Annotated in this window: 17 protein-coding genes; 8 read left to right on the top strand and 9 right to left on the bottom strand. The window is 70.0% G+C overall.

Annotation, left to right across the window (positions count from 1 at the left end; genetic code table 11):
- Positions 1 to 437: 437 nt before the first annotated feature.
- Complete coding sequence (locus ABZ923_RS06820) at positions 438 to 1049, bottom strand: response regulator transcription factor (protein ID WP_003948568.1); 612 nt, start codon at positions 1047 to 1049, stop codon at positions 438 to 440.
- 381 nt (positions 1050 to 1430) lie between these two features.
- Here ABZ923_RS06820 and ABZ923_RS06815 point away from each other — a divergent pair, with 381 nt between their 5' ends.
- A complete protein-coding gene (locus ABZ923_RS06815) occupies positions 1431 to 1760 on the top strand; it encodes a WhiB family transcriptional regulator (protein ID WP_030641276.1) in 330 nt (109 codons plus the stop codon).
- A gap of 137 nt (positions 1761 to 1897) precedes the next feature.
- Here ABZ923_RS06815 and ABZ923_RS06810 read toward each other — a convergent pair whose 3' ends face one another.
- Positions 1898 to 2806: a LysR family transcriptional regulator gene (locus ABZ923_RS06810; RefSeq protein ID WP_361467687.1), complete on the bottom strand. Its 909-nt coding sequence runs from the start codon at positions 2804 to 2806 to the stop codon at positions 1898 to 1900.
- Between the two features lie 81 nt (positions 2807 to 2887).
- Here ABZ923_RS06810 and ABZ923_RS06805 point away from each other — a divergent pair, with 81 nt between their 5' ends.
- The 6 genes from ABZ923_RS06805 to pglX all read left to right on the top strand — a co-directional run bounded on the left by ABZ923_RS06805 (position 2888) and on the right by pglX (position 15207).
- Positions 2888 to 3556, top strand: coding sequence for an MOSC domain-containing protein (locus tag ABZ923_RS06805; RefSeq protein ID WP_361467685.1), 669 nt, complete (start codon positions 2888 to 2890; stop codon positions 3554 to 3556).
- A gap of 75 nt (positions 3557 to 3631) precedes the next feature.
- Positions 3632 to 4405, top strand: coding sequence for an SDR family oxidoreductase (locus ABZ923_RS06800; RefSeq protein ID WP_361467683.1), 774 nt, complete (start codon positions 3632 to 3634; stop codon positions 4403 to 4405).
- A 74-nt stretch (positions 4406 to 4479) separates the two neighbouring features.
- Complete coding sequence (locus tag ABZ923_RS06795) at positions 4480 to 5187, top strand: ester cyclase (protein WP_361467680.1); 708 nt, start codon at positions 4480 to 4482, stop codon at positions 5185 to 5187.
- Positions 5188 to 5393: 206 nt separating this feature from the next.
- Positions 5394 to 9800, top strand: a complete 4407-nt coding sequence (pglW, locus tag ABZ923_RS06790; protein ID WP_361467677.1) for a BREX system serine/threonine kinase PglW — start codon at positions 5394 to 5396, stop codon at positions 9798 to 9800.
- A gap of 209 nt (positions 9801 to 10009) precedes the next feature.
- A complete protein-coding gene (locus tag ABZ923_RS06785; RefSeq protein ID WP_361467675.1) occupies positions 10010 to 11224 on the top strand; it encodes a hypothetical protein in 1215 nt (404 codons plus the stop codon).
- Between the two features lie 248 nt (positions 11225 to 11472).
- The gene (gene pglX / locus ABZ923_RS06780; RefSeq protein ID WP_361467672.1) at positions 11473 to 15207 is read left to right on the top strand and encodes a BREX-2 system adenine-specific DNA-methyltransferase PglX; all 3735 of its coding nucleotides are present in this window, start codon (positions 11473 to 11475) and stop codon (positions 15205 to 15207) included.
- 52 nt (positions 15208 to 15259) lie between these two features.
- On the opposite strand, the gene ABZ923_RS06775 is transcribed toward pglX, so the two are convergent.
- Complete coding sequence (locus tag ABZ923_RS06775) at positions 15260 to 15466, bottom strand: DUF397 domain-containing protein (protein ID WP_361467669.1); 207 nt, start codon at positions 15464 to 15466, stop codon at positions 15260 to 15262.
- Positions 15463 to 16305: a helix-turn-helix transcriptional regulator gene (locus ABZ923_RS06770; RefSeq protein WP_361467666.1), complete on the bottom strand. Its 843-nt coding sequence runs from the start codon at positions 16303 to 16305 to the stop codon at positions 15463 to 15465. Before ABZ923_RS06770 ends, ABZ923_RS06775 begins: the two co-directional genes overlap by 4 nt.
- A 226-nt stretch (positions 16306 to 16531) precedes the next feature.
- On the opposite strand from ABZ923_RS06770, the gene ABZ923_RS06765 reads away from it, so the two are divergent.
- Positions 16532 to 17608, top strand: coding sequence for a hypothetical protein (locus ABZ923_RS06765; protein WP_361467663.1), 1077 nt, complete (start codon positions 16532 to 16534; stop codon positions 17606 to 17608).
- Here ABZ923_RS06765 and ABZ923_RS06760 read toward each other — a convergent pair.
- From ABZ923_RS06760 to ABZ923_RS06740, 5 genes are all read right to left on the bottom strand, one after another.
- Positions 17551 to 19026: a hypothetical protein gene (locus ABZ923_RS06760; protein ID WP_361467660.1), complete on the bottom strand. Its 1476-nt coding sequence runs from the start codon at positions 19024 to 19026 to the stop codon at positions 17551 to 17553. The genes ABZ923_RS06765 and ABZ923_RS06760 overlap by 58 nt on opposite strands.
- Positions 19023 to 20420 (bottom strand): ParA family protein, encoded by a 1398-nt coding sequence (locus ABZ923_RS06755; RefSeq protein ID WP_361467657.1) that lies wholly within the window; start codon positions 20418 to 20420, stop codon positions 19023 to 19025. Before ABZ923_RS06755 ends, ABZ923_RS06760 begins: the two co-directional genes overlap by 4 nt.
- Positions 20417 to 20899 (bottom strand): hypothetical protein, encoded by a 483-nt coding sequence (locus ABZ923_RS06750; RefSeq protein WP_361467654.1) that lies wholly within the window; start codon positions 20897 to 20899, stop codon positions 20417 to 20419. Before ABZ923_RS06750 ends, ABZ923_RS06755 begins: the two co-directional genes overlap by 4 nt.
- A 68-nt stretch (positions 20900 to 20967) precedes the next feature.
- Positions 20968 to 21402, bottom strand: a complete 435-nt coding sequence (locus ABZ923_RS06745; protein ID WP_361467653.1) for a hypothetical protein — start codon at positions 21400 to 21402, stop codon at positions 20968 to 20970.
- A gap of 28 nt (positions 21403 to 21430) precedes the next feature.
- Positions 21431 to 23068: a restriction endonuclease fold toxin-2 domain-containing protein gene (locus tag ABZ923_RS06740; RefSeq protein WP_361467650.1), complete on the bottom strand. Its 1638-nt coding sequence runs from the start codon at positions 23066 to 23068 to the stop codon at positions 21431 to 21433.
- Positions 23069 to 23244: the final 176 nt, after the last annotated feature.

The following is a 23244-nucleotide window of genomic DNA, read 5'->3' as shown; positions in this document are numbered from 1 at the left end:
GGTACATCACCCGCCGGCACGTCACACCTCAGCGAACCACCCGCCAACAGACCGGCCACCGCCCGGACACCCGTCAGCGAGCCGGACACCGGTACATCACCCGCCGGCACGTCACACCTCAGCGAACCACCCGCCAACAGACCGGCCACCGCCCGGACACCCGTCAGCGAGCCGGACACCGGTACAGCACCCGCCGGCACGTCACACCTCAGCGAACCACCCGCCAACAGACCGGCCACCGCCCGGACACCCGCCAGCGAGCCGGACACCGGTGAACCGAGCATCAGCCGGACGCCCCCAGGCGAGCCGGCCACCGGCCGGACACCCGCCCGCGGGTCGGTCACCGGGAAGCCGGTCGCCCGTCCGTGCGGATGCCGTGCGCAGGAGCCGTACCGGAGAGTGACCGGCGCCGGGCGGCCCGCAGGGCCTCGCACCGGTTACCGGACCAGTCCCCAGCGGAAGCCGAGGGCCACCGCGTGGGCCCGGTCCGACGCGCCGAGCTTCTTGAACAGGCGCCGGGCGTGCGTCTTGACGGTGTCCTCGGAGAGGAACAGCTCACGGCCGATCTCGGCGTTCGAGCGGCCGTGGCTCATGCCCTCCAGGACCTGGATCTCGCGCGCGGTGAGCGTGGGCGCGGCGCCCATCTCGGCCGAGCGCAGGCGGCGCGGGGCGAGCCGCCAGGTCGGGTCGGCGAGGGCCTGCGTCACCGTGGCGCGCAGCTCCGCGCGCGAGGCGTCCTTGTGCAGGTAGCCACGCGCGCCGGCGGCGACCGCGAGGGCCACGCCGTCGAGGTCCTCGGCGACGGTGAGCATGATGATGCGTGCGCCGGGGTCGGCCGACAGCAGCCGGCGCACGGTCTCGACGCCGCCCAGGCCGGGCATGCGCACGTCCATCAGGATGAGGTCGGAGCGGTCGGCGCCCCAGCGGCGGAGGACTTCCTCGCCGTTGGCCGCCGTCGTCACGCGCTCGACACCGGGCACGGTCGCGACCGCGCGGCGCAGCGCTTCTCGGGCAAGCGGGGAGTCGTCGCAGACGAGGACGGATGTCATGACCGCCCTCCGCAGCTGATGCGCGTCACCTTGAGCCTCCAGGCTGGTACGGAATCGTCACCTGTGCGGTCGACCGTCTCGGACGCCTGCCCGAGCGCTTGTGTTTTCAACCGCCTCCGCACTCTCAACGACGGTCACTCGAAAGAGTTACGGGGCCGCGTGCCGTCTTCGGCACTCTACGTGAGGGGGTCGACACGGTGCAGACATGCCCGACGGACCCACAAGTTTTCATCACAACCTATGCCCCATTTGGCACCTTTTCTTCCCGTTTCGCAGTGTCCGGGGCTAGATTCGCAATGAGTCATATTTTCATCTCCTTAGACCGGAGATGTACGGTCGTTGGCACCGTATCCGCCCAGAACGGCGACAAGGGGTCACGTAATGGCAGATTTCTCCCGCCTTCCCGGACCGAACGCGGACCTGTGGGACTGGCAGCTGCTGGCTGCCTGCCGCGGGGTGGACAGCTCGCTCTTCTTCCACCCGGAGGGCGAGCGCGGGGCGGCTCGGAGCGCTCGCGAGAACTCGGCCAAGGAGGTCTGCATGAGGTGCCCGGTCCGTGCGGAGTGCGCGGCGCACGCGCTCGCGGTGCGCGAGCCGTACGGAGTCTGGGGCGGACTGACCGAGGACGAGCGTGAGGAGTTGATGGGGCGGGCGCGCAACCGCCTGGTGGCGGCGTCGACCACCAGCGGGGACACCGCCTCGGATCACTGAAGGAACGTTTCTTCACCCATTGGAACCATGACCGGGCACGCGCGCGCGTGCCCGTGCCTCGCTCCGCGTGACCCCACGCCCGCAGCAGCCCCTCGCCGCACTCCGCGGCAGCCCTCGGCCGCGCCCCGCGGCAGCCCCTAGCCGCGCACGGCCGGACGCGCCGCCCGGGCCAGTTGCTCCAGCGTCGCCGACACCGCCGGCACCTGTGCCAGGTCCGGCAGGGTGAGGGCGACGATCTCCCGCCGTACCGCCGGTTCCAGCCGTACCGTGCGCACGCCCCGGGGCCGTACCGACTCCACGGCCAGCTGGGGCAGTACGGCCACGCCGAGGCCCGCGCCGACCAGGCCGACCACGGCCGGGTAGTCGTCGGTGGCGAAGTCGATGCGCGGGGTGAAACCGGCCCCCTCGCACACCTCGATCAGCTGGCCGCGGCAGCGCGGGCAGCCCGCGATCCAGGGCTCCTGGGCCAGCTCGCCGATCGCGACGGCCTCCGCGCGCGCGAGCCGGTGCCGTTCGGGCACCAGGGCGACCAGACGGTCCGTGAGCAGCGGGCGTACGACGAGGTCGTCCCACTCCTCGGCGACCGCCGCGCCCTCGTAGCGGAAGGCCAGGGCCAGGTCGCAGTCGCCCTCGCGCAGCAGTTCGACGGACCGCGGGGGCTCGGCCTCCTCCAGGGAGACCCGGGTGCCGGGGTGGGCGGCGCGCAGGGCGGCCAGGGCGGTGGGGACCAGCGTGGAGCTGCCGCTGGGGAAGGAGACCAGCCGGACCCGGCCCGCGCGCAGCCCGGCGATGGCGGCGACCTCCTCCTCGGCGGCGGTGAGCCCCGCGAGGATGCCGGAGGCGTGCCGGACGAGGGCCTCGCCGGCCTGCGTGAGGCGCATCTCGCGCCCGGTGCGGACCAGCAGCGGGGTGCCGACCGAGGCTTCCAGGGCCTTCATCTGCTGGCTGACGGCCGGCTGGGTGCAGCCCAGCTGGCGCGCCGCGGCGGAGAAGGAGCCGCTGGTGGCGACGGCGCGCAGGACGCGGAGATGACGGGCCTCGATCACCTCTTGAGCATAAGGGAGCCTTGGATGCGGCACCCGATAATGCGTCGACACTTTGGGTCCCGATCACTTACCGTGCGGGACATGAAGCTTCTCTCCGTCAATCTGGGCAGCCCCCGGCAGGTCGCCTACACGAGCCAGCCGGAGGGTCTGACCGGCATCGACAAGCGCCCGGCCGACGGGCCCGTGCGGGTGGCGGCGCCGGGGCCCAAGGGAATCGGCGCGAGCGGGCTCGCCGGGGATGCGGTGTGCCACACGCGCCACCACGGCGGGAACGACCAGGCGGTGTACGCGTACGCCCGCGAGGACCTCGACGTGTGGGAGCGCGAACTCGGCCGATCGTTGGCCAATGGTTGTTTCGGCGAGAACCTGACGACGGACGGTCTCGACGTCTCCGGGGCCCTGATCGGGGAGCGCTGGCGGATCGGTTCCGAGGTGGTGCTGGAGGTGACCGCGGGCCGCATCCCGTGCAACACGTTCCAGGGCCATCTGGGCGAGCGCGGCTGGGTCAGGAGGTTCACACAGAAGGGCGCAACGGGTGCCTACCTCCGGGTGATCGAGCCGGGCGAGATCCGGGCCGGCGATCCGGTGGAGATCGTGCACCGGCCGGACCACGGGGTGACGGCGACCATGCAGTTCCGCGCGGTCACCACCGAGCGGGAACTGCTGCCCCGGCTGCTCGCGGCGGGCGAGGCGCTGCACACCGAGACACTGGCGCGGGCCCGGGCGTACGTGGCGGAACACGGAGCCTGAGCCGCCGTCAGGAGGCTGCCGGGCAGGGCGAGCCGGACAGCGGAAGCCGCCGTTCCCGGTCACTACCCTTGGGCCATGACAACCTCTCTGATTACGGGATCGACCGCGGGGATCGGCGCCGCGTTCGCGCGCCGGCTGGCGGCGGACGGGCACGACCTCGTCCTGGTGGCCCGCGACACCAAGCGGCTGCGCGAGCAGGCGACGGAACTGCACGACCGGCACGGCATCGAGGTGGAGGTGCTGACCGCCGACCTGTCCGAGGACAAGGGCATCGAGGCGGTCGCCGACCGGCTCGGCGACCGGAAGAACCCGGTCGACCTGCTGATCAACAATGCCGGCTTCGGCAACAAGGGCCGCTATCTGGACGTGACGATGGCGGACGAGCTGCGGATGCTCAAGGTGCACTGCGAGGCGGTGCTCCGGCTGACGTCGGCGGCGGCCGCGGCGATGCGCGAGCGCGGCCGGGGCGGGGTGGTGAACGTCGCCTCGGTGGCCGCGTTCGTCCCGCGCGGCACGTACGGCGCGTCCAAGGCCTGGGTCGTGCAGTTCACGCAGGGCGCGGCGAAGGACCTGGCCGGCACCGGGGTCCGGCTGATGGCACTGTGCCCGGGCTTCGTGCGCACCGAGTTCCACCAGCGTGCCGGGATGGGCACGGACAACATCCCGGGCTGGATGTGGCTGGACGCCGACAAGCTGGTCGCGGCGGCCCTGGCCGATCTCGCGCGCGGCAAGACCCTGTCCATCCCCGACCCCCGGTACAAGGCGCTGATGGGGCTGGTGAAGGTGGCCCCGCGCGGGCTGCTGGGCGGGATCAGCTCCCGGACGGGGCGCAAGTACGGGCCGCAGTAGCGGCGGTGGCGCTGCCGTCCCGGTGGGAAAATGGGCGGGACGGTACCGGACCAGGGGGGCCCGGAGGCGGCGCCATGACGTTCGTACAGCTCATCGAGTGCAGGACGAGCCGGCTGGACGAGATGAACCGGCTCATCGACGACTGGGTCGAGCAGACCAAGGGGAAGCGGACGGCGACGCACGCGGTGGTCGGCACGGACCGCTCCGACGCGTCGCACGTAGTGGAGGTGGTGGAGTTCCCGTCGTACGAGGACGCGATGCGGAACTCGAACCTCCCGGAGACCGACCGGATCTTCCGGGAGATGGTCGCGCTGTGCGACGAGATGCCGACGTTCATCGATCTGGACGTCGTACGGGACGAGAACCCGGCGGTGGACACCGTCCGGCGGTTCTTCGAGGCGCTCGCGACCGCGGGCGAACTGCCGCCGCTGAACGACCTGCTGGACGAGGACGTCCACAGCCACGACCCGGTGAACCCGCAGGACACCATCGGACTGGACAACGCCCGCGCCGAGTTCCGGATGTGGCGCGGCGCCTTCGACTTCGCGTTCACGGTCGAGGACGTGATCGCCCAGGGCGACCGGGCCTGCGCGCGGTGGACGTGGAACGCGACGCACAAGGGCGACTTCCTGGGGATCGGGCCCACCGGCAGGCGGGTCGCCATGACGGGGCTGGCGCTGTTCCGGTTCGCCGACAACGGCAAGATCGCCGAGATCTGGTGGCAGCACGACCAGCTGGGGCTGATGCAGCAGCTCGGGGCGCTGGACGCGTTGGAGCAGTAGGGGACGCGCACCGGCGGCCTCCGGCATCGGGGTGCCTTCTCGCAGCCGGTGCCTTCGCGGGACACCCGATTGTTCCTCGCGCGAACCGGATCGGAGTCGATGTCAGAGGAACGAAATAGGATTCTGACCTCGCCGTCGAGGGGGTGGCATGGGGCGTGTCGTCGTGCCGTCCCCCTCCTTCACTACTGCCGTTCCGGAGGTGCTTGGTGCCCGCTGTTCCCAAGCCGACAGCTCCCGCTCCCCGGGAGTGCTGGTTCCAGCCCCGGCGGTCGGGATTCCAGTGGGAGCAGGAGGGGCTGGACCATCTCCGGGAGCTGATGCCGAAAACGGAACCTTTCCGGGCATGGGCGACGTTCCAGTTCACTGGGGCGTCCGGTCGGATCAACGAGTGCGATGTACTGATCGCCGTTCCGGGCGGCCTCTATCTCCTGGAGCTGAAGGGCCACCCCGGGAGGGTGGTGAACCACGGTGACACTTGGCAGTTCCACGGTGACCGGGTGCGCACGCTGCGCAATCCCCTCTATTTGACCGACCTCAAAGCCAAGGAGCTGAAGGGGCAGCTGGAGCGGGCGGCCCGCGCGCTGGGCATGAACGTGCGGGACGTGCCGTTCATCAAGCCGGCGGTGTTCCTGCACGATCCGGGTCTCGTGAGCGAGCTGGACGAGTTCCAGCGGACCTCGGTCTACGGCCGCAACGACGGCGCGAGCGGGCTGCCGAAAATCTGGGACGATCTGCTGGGCCGCCCCCCGGAGCGGGAGAGCTGGCGCATCACCCCGTTGATCAGCCAGCGCCTGGAACGGCTGATGCAGAAGGTCGGTGTCAGCCACTCCACCGCGCACCTGCGGTTCGGGGACGACTGGAAGCTCGAACCTCGTGCTCTGGACGCCGGTCCCGGCTGGGAGGACCGGCTGGCGGTGCGGGACGACGGCCTGGTCCAGGAGAGTGGGCGGGTCCGTATATACCTGGCAGGTGCCGCCGCCTCGGACGAGCAGCGCGCGAAGGTGGACCGGGCCGCGCGCCGTGAGTACCAGGTGCTGCAGGGCATCAATCACCGGGGCATCGTGCAGGCGGCGCAGATCCGTGAGCACCAGGGCGGCCCGGCGATCCTCTTCCGGCATCGTGCGTCGGATCTCCGGCTGGACGCCTACCTCGACGCGTACGGCGGTCGTCTCACCCCCGCACAGCGTCTCGATCTGGTGCGGCAGCTCGCCGAGGCCGTGCGGTACGCGCACAACCGGTCCCTTTACCACCGGGCCCTGGCCGCGCGCTCGGTCTATGTCTCGGCACGCGACGACGGCAGTGAACCGGTACTGCGGATCGCCGACTGGCAGACCGCGGCCCGTGACTTCGAGACGACGCTGCACCGCTCGCTCGGAGACACCCCTCTGGACGGGGGGCTGATCGCGGACACGGCGCAGGTGTATCTGGCGCCGGAGACGGATCAGGAGTTCGCCGACCCGGTGGACCTCGACGTCTTCGGGCTCGGCGCCCTCACCTACCTGCTGCTCACGGGCCGACCGCCGGCGGACCGGCGCAGCGCGCTGCTGGAACGCCTACAGAGCGACGGCGGGCTGCACCCCTATGCCGTCTCCGACTCCGTCTCGGCGGCGCTGGACACCCTCGTCTTCCGGGCCACGTCGGCAGACGTCCGGGACCGTCTGGCGTCGGTCGACGAGTTCCTGGAGCTGCTGGGCGCGGCGGAAGCGGACGCGGCCGCGCCCTCCGCGGGCGGGGGGCCGGTCGCCGATCCCCTGACCGTGCAGCCGGGGCAGCCGCTGGACGGCACCTGGACGGTGGTCCGTGTACTCGGCACCGGTGCCACGGCCCGCGCACTGCTGGTGCGCCGCACCGATACCGACGACGGGGAGCAGCTCCTCAGGGTCTTCAAGGTCGCCCTCGACCAGGAGAAGGACGCGCGCCTGCTGGCGGAGGCCAAGGCGCTGAAGGAGGTGGGTGGCGGTCACATCGTGAAGCTGCTCGCCGAACCGCGCGAGCTGGCCGGTCACACGGTCCTCGACATCGAGTACGCGGGTGGCTTCCGGGGGGAGGACGACCGCGAGCCCGTCAGCCTCGGCTCCCGGCTGCGGGACCAGGGCCCGCTCGGTTACGACCAGTTGGAGCGGTTCGGCAACGACCTGTTCCAGGCGCTGGACACCCTGGCGGCGCGCGGGGTGCGGCACCGCGACATCAAGCCGGACAACCTGGGCTTGTTCAAGCGGAGCGACGGTTCCTGGCAGCTGATGCTGTTCGACTTCTCCCTGGCGGACGCTCCGGACCACGACCTGCACGCGGGCACCCGCGGGTACCTCGATCCGTTCCTGGGCGGGGCCGGCCGCTCACGCTACGACGATCACGCCGAGTGGTACGCCGCCGCGGTCACCCTGCACGAGATGGCCTCCGGGGAGCGGCCGGTGTGGGGGGACGGGCAGGGTGACCCGCGGATGGTCGCGGACGCGAGTCTGCACGTGTCGGCCGAGCTTTTCCCGCAGGCCCTGAGCGAAGGGCTGAAGGCCTTCTTCGAGCGGGCACTGCACCGGGACGTCGAGCACCGGTACGACACCCTTCCGCAGCTCCAGGAAGCGTGGCGGCAGGTCTTCCGGAAGGCGGACGCGGCCCGCCCGGCGACGACGCCGGCCACGGTCGGACTGAGCGCGGACGACTTGGAGGACGCCCGGGAGCAGGCCGCCGAGGCGGCCACCCTGAAGACTCCGCTGGCTGCTGCCGGTCTCTCACCGCGCGCGGTGTCGGTCGCCGAGAGCCTCAAGGCCCACACCGTCGAACAGCTGCTGGACATTCCCCCGCACCACATCTCCCGGGCGCGGGGCGCGGGCAACGCGATCCGCAAGGAGCTGAACCGCCGGCACCGCCAGTGGACCCAGGCGCTGCGCCGGAAGGCCGCCGTGAAGAGGCCGGTGGCGCTGGAGCCGGACGCTCCGGAAGAGGTCCTCGAGTCGGTCGACACCCTGGCCGCGCGTCTCACGCCGCCCGAGGGCAAGCGTCGCACTCGGCCCCGCCCCGACGTGGTGCGTGCGACCCTCCAGCTGCCGGGGGTCCTGGAGGTCGGGGAGGCACTGGAGCCGTGGCCTGCGCAGAGCCTGATCGCGAAGGCCCTGGGCATCAGCCAGCCGACGGTTTCGCAGAACCAGCAGGCCGCGGTCGAGCAATGGGCCGAGCTGTCCTGGCTCCGCCGGGTCCGCGACGAGCTGGTGGCGATTCTGACCGACCGGGATCGTGTGTCGACGGCGGAGGAACTGGCGTCGGAGCTGCGCGCCCGGCACGGCGCGGGCACCAGTGACCCGGCCGAGGCCCAGGCCAAGGCGCTGGCCGTGGTCCGGGCCGCGGTGGAGACGGAGATCCGCAAGCGGGACGACGAGCCCGCCGACGCCGGCGAGGCACCGCCCCGCTTCGCCGTGCAGCGGCGCGGCGGCCGGGTCGTCATCGCGTTGGAGGACCAGCCGGGCGCCGACGATCCCACGCCGGCCGAACTCGCCGACTACGCGACCCTGCTGGGCGAGCAGGCGGCTGACCTCGCCGGACGCGACCCCCTGCCCGGCCGCGCCACCGTGCTCCGGGAACTGCGCGCCGTGCCCGCGCCCGACGGCATGGCTCCGCTCGCCGACACACGACTGGTGGAGCTGGCCGCTTCCATGGCGGGAGGCGTGGCCTTCTCCCCCCGGCTGGAACTGTTCCCGCTGTCGCTCGGCCTGGAGCGGGCGCTGCGCATCTCGCAGGCCCCGGCGGGCGTCCGCCCCGAGACCGGCATCTCCACGGCGGACCTGCTGGCCCGGGTCCGGGCGCGGTTCCCCGGCCTGTCCGTGCTGGACGGGACGACGTACGTGGAGCTGGCCGAGGCGCTCGTCGAGGCGGGTTTCCCCTTGGTCTACGACCAGGACCGGCGCCGTTTCGTACCCAGGGCGCAGGAGGGTGCGGGCAGTCGCCTGAACCTGTCCTCCTCGATGCTGACCAGCACCGGTTCTCTCTATGCCGCCGCCCAGGGCCGTATCGCCGAGGGCCGGGACCCGAGGGAGGTGCTGTCGGCACGGCTCGCGGACGCCCGTCGCCATGGGGGCTTCCTGGCGCTCACGCTGAAGGGCGCGGAGCTGCCCGGTGTCGCCGATGCGCTGGCGGAGCGGTTCGACGCCATCACCGTGCCGCTGAACGGCATGTTCCTGGACGCGCTGAAGGAGCTGGCCGAGGAGCAGTCGGTGCGCTGGCAGGCTCTGCTGAAGGCGGACGCCAAGTTCACGGCGACGGGCACCCTCGGCGCGGCGCTCGCCTCGTACACGCGGCTCGCGGCGGAGCGGGTACGGCAGCGGCTCGTGGACCTCGCGGAGCGCTCCGGCCCGCGCACCGTCCTGCTCGCCCATGAAGCCGGCCTGATCGCCCGCTACTGGGAGGCCGGGGGCCGGGAGCTGCTGGCCTCGCTCCAGCAGTCGGCACGGCGCCCCGCCGACGCCCCGCACGGGCTGTGGCTGCTGCTTCCGGCGGAGGATCCGCGTGCCACGCCGACGCTGGACGGCCGGACCGTGGAGGTGGTGGACCGGGCGACGGAGTGGGAGGTGCTGGACGGGCTGTTCCTGAAGAGCCTGCGCATGGCCGAGTCACCCGCTTGATCGTCCGAGGTCGGCGGATCGTACCGGCGCCCGCGGAGTTCGCGGGCACCGAGTGCCATCCGGACCGAACACCTTGCCCGGCCAAGTGGGGAAATCTACGCTGATCACCTTTCCTTCCGCGGAACGGCGCCCCGGGTCCCACTCGTGCTGTGCTCCCGGTCTGCCGCTGCCGAGGGAAGACCTGGAGGACGGAAGATCCGGGGGGATCGATGGTGATGAAGGTGGGCGGGGGCCTCCTCGGCAAGAAGATCGTGAAGACGTATCCGCCGCGTGGCGACACGCAGCTGGTGCGGTTGGCGGCGGTCGCGCCCTTCACTTGTGCGCGCTGCGATCAGACGAAGACGGCGAAGCTGGTCGCCGCCCGGGGTGACGCCCTGTACTGCAACGGCTGCTACGGGCGCATGGAGGCGTCGGCCCCGCAGCCGGTCGCGGACGCGCAGCCGCCGGCCCCGGAGGCGGAAGACCTCGCACGCGTCGTCGTCGGGGAACTCGACAGCGGGCTGCCCCACTCGGTGGTCAACACCGGTCTCACAGTGGAGTGGAAGTTCCACGTGCGTGCCGAGCACCTCCTGCACGGCACGTGCCCCGTACCGGCCGAGATGGCCGGCCGAGCCGCTCCCCAGGAGCCGCTCGACCTCACGTTCCTGCGCGGGCGCCGCCGCATCAGGATCCTGGACGAGCAGAAGGGCATCAGGCTCGACGCCAACGGCACCGAGCCGGTCCTGACCGGTCTGACGTGGCAGTCCTTCGTCCTGCCCGGCACCCGCGTGTCGGTGCGGTGGGACACCTGGAGGAAGCTGCGCCTGGCCTACACCCCGCTGGACGAGCCCGTCGTCTTCGGCGGCACCGTGGTCCGCTACGCGTACGACCCGAGGATCATGACCCGTGAACTCGCGGCGTTCGACGCCCGCGTGGACCGGGTGGAGGAACTCGTCCTGATCGCGCTGCGCGAACTCGGTTACCTGGACGAGAAGGGCCGGGCGCTGCTTCCGCAGGAGGCACTGGTCCGAAACACCGTCGAGCGCGCGCAACCGTCGGAGCGGCCGGCCGAGAAGAAGATCCACGGGGCGATCGAGCGGCTTCTCTCCCGCCGGATCCTCACGTGGGAGCAGGGCAGCATCAACCGGGCCGCCATGCTGCACTATCCCGCGCGGCGCGGGGAGACACCGGTTCCGCTGCTCTGCTACGCCCCGGTGCTCCGGGTGGCAGAACGCGAGGATCTTCGCGATGACCCAAGCACGGGCTACGGCGTGAGCGCCCACCGTGTCGCGGGGCATCTGATGCGCATCGGCCACCTCGGCAAGGACGCGAGCCCGGAGGCGGCAGCCGCCTACCGGGAAGATCACGCGCGGGCCGGCCTGGCCGGGCCCCACGAGCTGCCCCGGGGCTTCACGTACGTGCGTGAGCACGAGCGGGGCATGTAGGCGAGGGCGCGTACGGCGGTGGGGTGGCGCCCGTCCCGGTCCGCATGGCCGGACCGCTGGCGTGTGGCACCAACCGTCTGACCAGCACAAATACCGAGTCGCGCCTGGTGGACGGCTCGGTACGCATCAGTTTCAACGAACGCGGTGCGGCGGGGCTGGCAGGATGGGACGGCGGGCCGGGGGGTTCGCAGGGAAATCGGTGCATCCGCGGTGATCGCGGGACCGTGAGCGGGATGAGAGGTGCGGCTGTGACGGTGACGCCCGAGGAGACACAGGGGGCGGGGGCCTCGCTCGACAGGACACGGCTGCTGAAGGATCTCCAGGCCCAGGCCCGGATCCTTGAGGACGATCTCCGGGCCCGTACCGAGAACGAGCCCGAGTTCCGGGACGCGCTGCGCGTCGAGTACGAGAAGGCGGTCGCGGCGGAGCGTACGGCCGCGATGTACGAGACCTGGCGGGACGAGCGGGTCGTGCAGATCGCCGCCGCGTGGGTGCTGGCGTGTGTCTTCGTACGGTTCAGCGAGGACAACGGGCTGATCCCGGACGCGTGGCTCTCGGGGCCGGGTGATCGGCTGGCCGAGGCGCAGGACCGGCACGACGCGTACTTCCGGGAGAACCCGTCGAAGAACGACCGGGACTGGCTGCTGGACTCCTTCGACGCGCTGGCCAAGTCGCACCGGACGGTGGAGGGGCTGTTCGACCGCGCGCACAACCCCCTGTACGAGGTGACGCCGTCGTACGAGGCTGCCACGGCCCTGCTCGCGTTCTGGCGGCAGCGGGGCGCGGACGGCGAGATCGTCCACGACTTCACCGACTCCTCGCTGGACACGCGTTTCCTCGGCGACCTGTACCAGGACCTGTCCGAGCACGCCCGCAAGACGTACGCGCTGCTCCAGACCCCGGTGTTCGTGGAGGAGTTCATCCTCGACCTGACGCTTGAGCCCGCCGTGGAGGAGTTCGGGCTGACACCCGCGTGGAAACACCGGCCCTCCGGGTGGGACGGCGAGGTGTGGGCCGACGGTCCGGGTGGTGAGGAGGTCGTCCGGGGGCTGCGGTGCATCGACCCCGCGTGCGGCTCCGGGCACTTCCTGCTGGGTATGTTCGAACGGCTGCTGGCGAAGTGGCGGGAGGCCGAGCCGGGTACTGAGCCGTGGGTGCTGGTGCGGCGAGCGTTGGAGTCCGTGCACGGCGCCGACAAGAACCCGTTCGCCGTGGCCATCGCTCGGTTCCGGTTGCTGGTGGCCGCGTTGAAGGCGGGCGGCGTGCAGGACTTGAGCGCGGCTCCCGGGTTGCCCATTCGGGTGGCTGTGGCGGACTCGCTTCTTCATGGGCGGGGCGCCGAAACGGTTACCGAGGCGCTGGACACCCTGTTCGCGGAGAACGAGCCGTTCTATTTCCGCACCGAGGACGTGGAGGAGTACGCGCGGGAAGTTGATCTTCTCGGGCGGGGGTCGTATCACGTGGTGGTGGGGAATCCGCCTTACATCACGGTCAAGGACGCCAACGAGAACAAGAACTACAAGGCTGCTTACGACGCCTGTTATCGACAGTACGCGTTGTCGGTTCCGTTCGCTCAGCGGATCTTCGAGTTGGCGGTTCGGGCGGGGGGTGACCATCGGGATGGCGGGTTCACCGGGCAGATCACGGCCAACTCGTTCATGAAGAGAGAGTTCGGAAAGAAGCTGATTGAGGAGTTCTTTCCGAGGGTTCAGCTTACGCATGTTATCGACACGTCTGGGGCTTACATTCCGGGGCATGGGACGCCGACCGTTATTTTGGTGGGGCGGAATCAGGTGGCTCGGCAGAGTGAGACGGTGCGGGCTGTGCTCGGGATTCGCGGGGAGCCTAGTCAGCCAGACGACCCCGAGAAGGGACTCGTCTGGCAGGCGATCGTTGCTCAGGTCGGATCGCCACATAGCGAGTCGGACTGGGTTTCCGTCGAGGACGCAGAGCGCACGCGCCTGGCGATGTTCCCGTGGTCACTATCCGGCGGTGGGGCGCCGGGTGTTTTGGCCAGGCTGGAAGCGGCCACTGAACGGCTGAGCGGCGCCATCGACGAGGTAGGGCGAACCACTCACACCGGGAACGACGAGGCGTACTACATGCCGCCTGCCTCCGCCCTTACACGACAGATCTCCCAGGGCACCGTCCCCGTCGTACTAGGCGAGGAAGTGCGTGAGTACGCAATCTACCCGGCAACGGCTACCTTTTTCCCTTATACAACCACTGAGGACTCCAGCGCCCGAGGCAGCGCAAGAGAATTGCTCTCAACCGAGGAAGCTTTCCTGTGGCCTAACAGAGCAGTTCTCCGAGCACGACTGGACTTTGGTCAGACTCCTGAAGAGCGCGGATTGCGGTGGTTCGACCACAGCATGTTCTTCCCCAAGCGCTATCGCGCGCCCATGTCGATTCCTTTCGCATTCGTAGCGACGCACAACCACTTCGTGCTAGACCGAGGCGGGAAGGTGTTCAACCGTTCGGCGCCGGTGATCAAGTTGCCGGAGGGGGCAAGTGAGGAGCGGCATCTGGAGTTGCTGGGGGTGCTTAACTCCTCGGCTGCCTGTTTCTGGCTCAAGCAGGTGAGTCAAGGGAAGGGCGGCAGCGGCCTTGGGCGCGGCCTGCAAGATGAGGAGTGGGAGGAGCGGTACGAGTTCACCGGCACCAAGCTCCAGGAGTTCCCCCTCCCCAAGCAGCTTCCCCTCGCTCTCGGTCGGGAACTGGACGCCCTTGCCCAGGAGTCGGCCAAGCACGCGCCCTCCGTCCTCACCGGTAAGGCCGTGCCCACCCGTGAAGCCCTGGACGAAGCTCGCCGCACCCAGGAGCAGATCCGCGCCCGGATGATCGCCCTGCAAGAGGAGCTGGACTGGACCGTCTACGGCGCGTACGGGCTACTCAGCAGCGAAGAGGTTGCGCGGACCACGACTGACGACGTCCCGGAAGTCGCCCTTGGCCAGCGTGCGTTCGAGATCGTGCTTGCTCGCAAGGTGGCCGCTGGGGAAGCGGAGACCGCATGGTTCGAGCGGCACAGTTCCACCCCCACCACCGAGATCCCCGCCCACTGGCCGGAGGCGTACCGGAAGGTCGTCCAGGCCCGGATCGATCTCATCGAGGCCAACAAGGACATCCGTCTCATCGAGCGGCCCGAGTACAAGCGACGCTGGTCCATCGAGCCCTGGGAAAAGCGGGAAGCCGCAGCCCTCCGGAGCTGGCTGCTCGATGCCGCCGAGCGGGAAGACCTGTGGTTCGAGGAGCGAGACGGGTTCACCGTGCCCCGGCCGCTCACCGTCAACCAGCTCGCCGACGCCCTGCGCCACGACAAGGACGTCCAGGCCGTGGCCGAGCTGTACGCCACCGATCACCTCGGCAAGCGTGACGCCTCCCTCGCCACCGTGCTGGCTGCCGTCATTGACCCCGAGCACGTGCCGTACCTGGCGGCCCTCCGCTACAAGGACTCCGGTCTGCGCAAGCGGGCCCAGTGGGAGCAGGTCTGGGAGCAGCAGCGGGAGGAGGACCGTACGGGACAGCGGCTCGACATCAAGGTGCCGCCGAAGTACTCCAGCGCCGACTTCCTCAAGCACTCCTACTGGTCCAACCGAGGCAAGCTCGACGTCCCCAAGGAGCGCTTCATCTCCTACCCCGGCGCCTCCCTGGAGTCAGACAGCTCCCTCCTCCTCGGCTGGGCCGGCTGGAACCACCGCGATCAGGCCGACGCCCTGGTCGGTCTGATCCGCAGCCGGATCGAGGTCGGCGGCTGGGACAAGAAGGACCCCCGGCTCGTGCCTCTGCTCGCCGGGCTCCGGGAAGTGATGCCCTGGGTCCACCAGTGGTACGGCGAGTACGACGAGGAGTGGGAGGGCAACCCCGCCGAGGAGTTCCAGGCCGCCCTCGACTCGGGCCGCGCGGACGCGGAAGTCTCCGAGACGGACCTCGTCAAGTGGCGTCCGGAGAAGAAGACCGGCGGGCGGAAGAAGAAGAGCGAGTAGGCAAGCACAGAGGGGCGGCCAGCAGCAGCCGACCGCCCCTCCACCACACCGTTCAGCCGTGCGCGGCCATCCGCACGAACGCCGCCCACTCGTCGGCACCGACGGAAAGAAGCGCTTCCTCCGGGCGCTTGGAGTCACGGACCAGTACGGCCGTACCCGCGTCCGCGATCTCCACGCAGTCACCGCCATCACCCGCGCTGTAGCTGCTCTTGAACCAGCTCAGTTCATGGACGGCAGGCTCGGAGCTGCTTGCCTTCATAGCTCTCCCAACAGCTTCTCGATGAAGATCAGGGATGCCCGGGGAGTCAACGCCTGCGCCCGGAGGACGCCATACGTTGCTTCCAGCGAGCTGACCTTCCTCGATTCCGTGTGCAAGGTGCTCAGCCCCTGCACTTCCACATACGCCATCCTGCGCTGCTTCTGCGAGTGGATCAATGTGAACGGCCCTGCCAGTCCGGCATGTTCTTCCTGGGCGAGCGGCATGATCTGCATCTCGACATTGCGTTGGTGGCCGTAGATCAGGAGCTGCTCCAGCTGCCCCCGATGTACCTCTCGTCCCCCGAGTGGTCGTCTGAGGACGTGTTCATCGATGACGAAGCTCAACAGGGGAGCCGGCCGGCGCGCGAAGAGCTTTTGTCGATCCATCCGGGTGGACACACCCTGCTCAATGGATTCTTCATCCAGCAGCGGGCGCCACATCTGGAACACAGCCCGTGCGTACTCCTCCGTCTGCAAGAGCCCCTTGATCACATGGCTGATGTACGCATGCAGCTCAACAGCCTCCGCCTCCAACTGCACGTACCGCCGGAAGAACGACGGATACCGCGCCTTGGCCACCTCGTCCTTCATGGCCACCAGCACGCCCCGCGCCCCCACCGCCCGGTCCACCGCGTCGATCAGTTCCGGCTTGGGGATCCGCCGCCCCTGTTCCACCGCCGCGATCTGCGCCTCGCCGTACCCGACCAGGCTCCCCAGCTCCGCCTGAGTCAGCCCGGCAGCTTCCCGCAGCAGCTTCATCTGCCGGCCGAAGCAGCGCAGGAACTCGACGTTCGAGTCCGGCTCGGCGCCGCCCGTACCCGAATCGGCACCCGTATCCATGGCCGCACACTAGGACGCCAGTACGCCAACCACGCCCCAACAGGCACAAGTTGCCTCGTGTGAGTGAACGGCCCCCCGCGAAAGCTTTCTTCACTCAACGCGTCCACGTGGATACTTTGCGTGCGCTACCGTCCCTCCCAGCAGCACGACATGAATCGGCCCCCGCGACGGCTGGACCCGTCAGCGAGGGCCTGAACCACCAGTGGAAGTTAGGGCTCCCACAGTGATGTACCGGCACCATATCGCGCCCCCGCGCGCCTACACCCAGTTCTCCCACGACATCATCCGGCACCCCCGGCTCTCCTCCGACGCTGTACGCCTTCTCACCTGGCAACTCTCGCTCCCTCAAGGCGCGCGAGAATCCCTCTCCCGTACGGCTGAACGCGCGAACATCGGCGCCTGCGCCTTCACCCGCGCCAAGCGCCAGCTCAAGGACGAGGGGTTCGTGCACGAGCGGCGCGTCCAGGGTCCCGGCGGTCACTGGGTGACCCAACAACTCGTCTCCAACGTGCCGTTGAGCGAAGCCGAGGCCGCTAAGCTCCTCGGGCGTATGCCCGCATCCGCGCACGTCGCACCGAGGCCCCGCAATCCGGCGGTCGGTGAGCGGACCGGTCGGCCCGCCGACGGTCATCCCTATGGCGACACCTGTGTGAACACCCCCAACCGACCCCCCAAGCCCCCCGAGGACGCCGCCGATGCCTCCGCACCCGCCGAAGCCCCCGAAGCCGCGCACTCCACGGCAGCCCCGCAAGCCGCGCAAGCCCCGGAGGTGGACCGGGGCAGCGAGCGTCCCGATCCCGGCCCTCACCTAGACGCGGCCCGCGCCCTCGCCCACGCCTACCGCGACCTCGACCCGGCCCTGCGCCACATCCCCCGGGCCATGGATGCCGAGCTGACGGACCTCACCGCGCGCTGGCTGGCCGCCGGGCATCCGCCCACCGCCATCCGCGCGCACATCCTCCGCGGCCTCCCCGGCGACGGCGCCCCCGTCCACCGCCCCGGCGGTCTGCTGCGCTACCTGCTCCGCGAGGTGCCACCAGTCCCTACCCCGGCCGCACCCGAGCCCCAGCCCACCCCAGCCCAGGAACCCACACCCGGCCGCCCCCTCTCCCCCCGCCTCCACGGCACCCGTGAATGCGAGGGCGACCACGTCCAGCCCGCCCTCTTCCGGCCGGTCGGGGACGAGACGCTCTGCCCGCGCTGCGCCGCAGTCGACGCCCTGTCAGCGCCGCCTGAGCGACCGGCTCAGTTGGCCACCCTCGGAACGCCGCCCTTGCGGCCCACGCCGAAGGCGATGCGGTAGACGTCCGGCAGGTCGATGCGGCCGTCCCGGCGTTGGCGCATCACGCCCAAGCCGACCAGTTCCTCGATCAGCAGGGCCGGGTCCTCCGGGTAGCGCGGTCCGGTGCGTACCAGGAAGTCGTCGTTCGGGTCACTGGGCACATACCGTTCGGCTTCCTTGTGCAGGGCGTCCACCAACCGGTGCTCCTGCCAGAGGACTTCGACCTTCTCCCGCTCTATCGGCACCTGATGGCCGGCCAGCGGCTCGATCGCCAGGCGCACCCATGGCATGTCCTCGCTGACCTCGGCGACCCGGGTCTCCGATGCCGTCTGCACGCCCCGGCGGATGCCCTCGTGGTGGAGGGCGAACTCGTGGCCCGCGTACTGGTCGCGGGTCTCCGAGAGCGCCTTCTGCAACGCGCTGAGGAAGCTGCGCGGGCTCACCTGTTCAACGCCGTCCATCAAGTGGTTGGGCAGCCAGGTGAAGGTGTGACCCTTGCGGAAGTTGGACCCCATGTAGGGCCCCGCTATCACGGTGAACTGCTCCTGCTGGGACTGCTCGTCACCGCTGAGCAGCGCCGGGGGGACGAAGCGCCGGCCGTCGGCCTCGGGCTGCCAGCCACCCGTCAGGGCACGGAAGCGGGCGGCCAGCTCGCCGTCGTGGTTGCCCAGGGTGTGGAAGAGCAGGCCGTAGAGGTTGGCGCGGGACCAGGTCAGGGCCGCCGCGTTCGAGGTCAGCTTGGACGCGTCCGGGAAGTGCAGCAGCGCGCCGTCGTACATGTCGGGGCGGATGAACACCTTGAACCGGATGCTGCGCGTGCCGAGGCGCATGGCGAGGGCCAGCTCCAGGATGCCGCTCACCAGCCGGTCGGCCTGGGAGCGGACCCGGTGCAGGTGTTCCAGGGCGTCGAAGAGGATGAGGTGGGTGATCCCCTTGCCCTGCGCCTCCCGGTCGACCATCTGCACCGTGCGCTCGGCCGCGCCCGGGTTGTTGCGCACCCAGGTCGCCTTGTCCCGCCACTCGGGCAGCTCGCGCAGCTCCGGCTGGCCGAAGGCGGTCAGCAGGACCGCGTACCAGAGGTCGTAGGGGCGGACGCCCTCCTCCACCAGCTGCCTCAGGTTGCCCGGCCCGGGGTAGAGATCGGGTTCCAGGGCGGCGCCGTAGCCGCGGGAGACCCTGACGCGCCGCAGGCGTTCGATGCCGTACTCCTGGGCGGCGACCTCGCGCAGCGTCTCGTCCAGCAGCGAGCGGTACCAGAAGGTCTTGCCGACGCCCCGGCCGCCGCGGACCACCGTGCTGTCGACGTAGAGGGCGGCACGGTGGGTGTCCGGCGTGAACAGGCTGCGGACGTTCGGCTCGGCGGTGTCGGCGTCCGTGGCCTCCGGGAGGGCCGCGGCCAGGAGGTCTCGGTACTCCTCGACGCCCAGTGGGGTGCTCATCGCGGTCCTTCGATGCTCTGCGGATCTGCGGTGATCAGGAGCGTAGCGGTGGGCAGGAAGTCCCGGTACGCCGCCTGCACGAAAGCCCGGTCCTGCCAGCCGGGGACGGAGACGGCATCCAGGCCGACGAGTCCGGGTTCGAACAGGATCGGAATGGGGTGGTGCGGCGCCGCCTCGTCCTCCAGGAAAGGGGAGAACGTGTCGAGGTCCAGCTCGTTCGTCTCCGGGTCGGGGACGTCGTCGTCGTACAGCAGCGCGAAGCACTCCCAGGCGTGTTCGCGGAACGACTGGAGGTAGGCGTCCCTGGGGCGCAGTGGCGAGTCGGGCACCATCGAGGCCACCATGCGCAGCTTCTCCCGGATCGCCGGTGCCTGCCCGGACAGCAGCCATGCCTCGAAGAGGTCGCCGTAGCCCTCCCAGGTCTGGGCGTTGTCCGTGCCGAACAGCAGGGCCAGGTCGCACAGGCGGGAGATGGTGACGGCGGCGATGTCGTGGATGCCGGCGCGGCTGTCGAGCAGCACGACGTCGGGGCGGCGACCGCTGTCGCCCTCCCGGGCCACCGCGTCCTCGCAGGCGCGCACGGCCTGCTCCAGCCGGTCGGCGAAGTCGGCGCCGGGGACGTCCGCGTACACCCGGTTCAGCTTGTCGACGTAGGCGTAGGGCACGCCCGGTGTCCCGCGGCCCCGGGCGGGCGCCACCCACAGTTCGCCCCGGCCGCCACGCGGCTCGTAGCCGGTGCGGACCACCAGTTCCAGGCCGTCCGCGTTGTCGACGGCCGACTCGACCAGCTGGTCGATGATGCCGTGCGGGGGCAGCTCCGTCCCGGCGGCGACCAACGGGCCCACGCCCGGGGACTCCAGGTCCAGGTCCACGACGAGCACGATGTGACCCTGGTCGGCCAGGTGGCGGGCCAGGACCGCGGTGGCCGTGCTGCGGCCGACGCCGCCCTTGAACCCGTACAGCGCCGTGCGGTGGGTGCGGGAGCCGTCCGCTTCGGGGGCGGGTGTGGAGACCTGTGCCCAGTCCTCGCCCACCACCGTGTTGTCGAGGATCCGGACCCGGCCCGCGGGCCGCTCCGGGTCCCGGACCGCACGCTCCGAGTCGAGCAGGCCGTCGGCCGAGAAGAGGCCGGACGCCCGCATCAGGGGGCGGTCGGCGGCGTACCGGCCCAGTTCCCGGGCGAGACGGGGGCCGTAGTCGTCCTCCAGGCTCTCCAGCGCGGACGGAAGCGGCTGCGTACGGTCGTCGACGATCAGGGTGAACCGGCCCAGCACGTCCCGTACGGCGAGCACGTCCACCCCCGCTGCCGCCACTTCGTGGGCCAGGTCCAGGGCGCGGACTCGCGCCTGCGCGAACCGCACGGGTCCGCCGGCCGGGTCTGGGGCGAGGGTCACGGCAGCCTTCCGGTGATGAGCGCCTGCTCGTGCAGGCGGAGTATGTTTTCCGCCACGGTACGCCGATGCCGCACGTCCGCCTCGACGACGCTGCTGCCGTCGAGGTACCGGTGGTCCACCGACCATGTGTCGAAGGCCGTCAGACCGCCGAGCGCGGCGGACAGGCGGGTCGCCGACCTGCCGTGCGTCAGGAGCGCCACGTCGGTGGCCACCCACGGCAGGTGGCTGTAGGAGTGGGCCACCTTGCCGGTCGCGGGATCCTTCACCCACGGAGCCTTGGCCGGCTGCCCTCCGGGCTTCTTGGGGTCCATCGTGGCCGCCGTGAAGCGGAGCAGCAGGCTCTTGAGGGCGCATTCGACCGCGAAGCCGAAGTGATAGTCCGCATTGGGCAACCGCGCGTTGTCCAGGAGGAAGACGGCGTCCTTGAAGTGCCGCAGGGCGGCGTGTGCGTAGTGGTGCTCTTGTGATTTCACCGACACGGTCCGGATCTTAGAGCCTGATTCGCTCGAACGGCCCAAAGTGTCCCGGAGGAGTGCCAGTCCGCGCTTCAGCGTTCGACGACCTGGATGTGGTGCTTCAGCTCCTCGGCGATGCTCGCGGTGTCGCCGGTCGCGGGCAGGCGCCAGTCCGTCTCGATGCCCGCCTCCACGGCCGGCTCGGAACTGAAGCGGATCAGGTCCGGGGAGGCGACGTAGGAGTCACGGAGCCAGGTGATGAACACAGCCGCCTCTTCCGCGGTGTTGTCCACGAGAACCACCGTGTCCCTGCCTTCGTTGCTGGCGAAGCCGGTGAACTCGATCCCTTCGTCCGTCACCGCCCAGAAAGACAGGCGCAGTTGCCTGCCCTGCCGGGTCTCGTACCGCACTTCGGGGAACGCGGCTTCGAGGGCGGTGCCGAAGGCAGCCAGGTCCAGGTTCCAGCCGGCGGGGTTCTTGACGGGCGCGTAGAGCAGGAAGGTCGTCTGGTATTCGTCGAGGTCCACAGCAGGAAGCGTCCTTTGTCGTCGGGGGTCAGGGCACGTACCGGGAGGTGCCCTTGACCCCCTGTGCCGCCATGAGCGTCTGCCAGTACGCGGCAGCGTCATTGTCGTTGGTGATGATCTCCAGGCCGCGGATCTGCTCGTGTTGCGTCATCGCCTGCCGGTAGTCGTCGAGTTCGTCCTCGTCCTTGCCGACGAGAATGTCCTTCTTGCTCCACTTCTTCTTGCCGTTCTTGTCGTACTTGTCTTCGAGCGCGAAGGTGTCGGGCGTGCGCCACGAGTTCTTCTTGCACTCGTCGTCGGTGTCCTTCACGTACTTCGCGTCGATCATGTAGCCGTCGGCCGGCCGCATACCGTCGGCTGCGATGGCTCCCTTACGAGCTTCCGCGGGGAGCGGTATGAGCCGTTCGGGATACCCGGCGGTCCGCAACTGGTAGGCGTTGGCGGGGTCGGTCGTGCTGGTGCCCTTTCCACCGAATCCCATGGGCCGCAGCGTGTTCACCCATGCCTCGAACTCCTTCCGCTCGCCGGTGCTGAGCAAGCGGGTGGTACCCGGCTCCGGCGGCAGGGGGTCCTTGAACGGGAGGCTGGGGTCGGGGTCCCGGTAAACAGCAGGTATGACGCCCAGCAGACCGCCCTTGTACGACGCGAGAGCCAGCGGTACGGGAACGGTCACGGGTTCGGGGACCGGTAGCAGAGGGACGCCCGGGAGGCCGGGCGCGCCGCCGGAACCCTGCGGGAGTTTGACGCGCTTCTCGGATCCGTCGAGGGAATGGGCCACGTCGCCGAGCCGGTGGATCCACGGGTCCCCGAGCACGGCATCGAGGAGGCCGCCGTCGTCACCGTTGCCGCCGAACATGGGTGAGTCCCACGGCATGTCCACGTGGAAGGGGTCCACCCGGTCCTTGGTGATCTGCCTCTTGGCCGCCTCGACGTGCTCGGCATACCGTTCGCACGCCTTCGCCAGTTGGGTGCAGGCCGCCACAAGGTTGGCGACCAACGGCTCGTCCGGATGGGCTTGCTCCGGCGGGGCCGCGAAGCCGACGAAGCCTTTGAAGTAGCTGCGGAACGCGTCCGCGGCCTCCCCGGAATGGGCCTTGTCCGCGGTATGGGCGTACGCCTGCGCGTCCTCCAGGAAGCGCGTCATCAGCTTCGCGCCGCGGCGCCAGGTACCCGCCACGTCCCGCAGCTTTTCCGGAGAGCCGCGAAAGCGGTCACTCATTCCGGCAGGCGCGTACTGGTCGTACCAGGCGGTCTCGCCGACGACCTCCGGAAGCTCCTGCCCGCGGCCGAGGAAGCTCTCGGAACAGTCCGCAGCAGGGTCGCCCATCCGGTAGGTCAGGTCCACCTGCTTGCCGAGGATCGCCGAGGCGACGATGCTCTCCTGCGCCATCAACTCCCGGCAGGTGCGCATCAGCCCCTTCCCCGTCTCGCCCATCACATAGGCGCTGAAGCCGAGCATGTCGAGTGTCGTGGCGGCCGCGGGCTCATAGACCTTCGCGAAGGCGCGTCCCGCGTCGTCGTCCCCGGCCATGCCGTGCTGCCGGTCGAGCTCGTGGAAGAGCGCGATGGCCGTGTCCCGGGTACCGACCATGACCGTGTCCACCATGCCCATGGATGCCTTGACCATGCCCTCCACGATCAGCTTCAGATCCGGTGACAGCCCCACGCGTTCCCCCAGCACTCACTCGCCCGCAAGCAGGATGATCGGATCTCCGTTCTATCGCACAGAGATCCAGTAGACAGCGGCGTGGCAAGCCAAAGGGGTTCCCTCCGGAACTCGGTCCCCGACAACCTCCACACCGGACCACCACACCCCTACAACCGGAGGCCGTAGTACTGTTT

The organism is Streptomyces sp. NPDC046881 (assembly GCF_040645015.1).
Taxonomy (GTDB): domain Bacteria; phylum Actinomycetota; class Actinomycetes; order Streptomycetales; family Streptomycetaceae; genus Streptomyces.
Note: the sequence above shows the minus strand (reverse complement) of the source record. Positions and strands in the feature narration are given on the sequence as shown.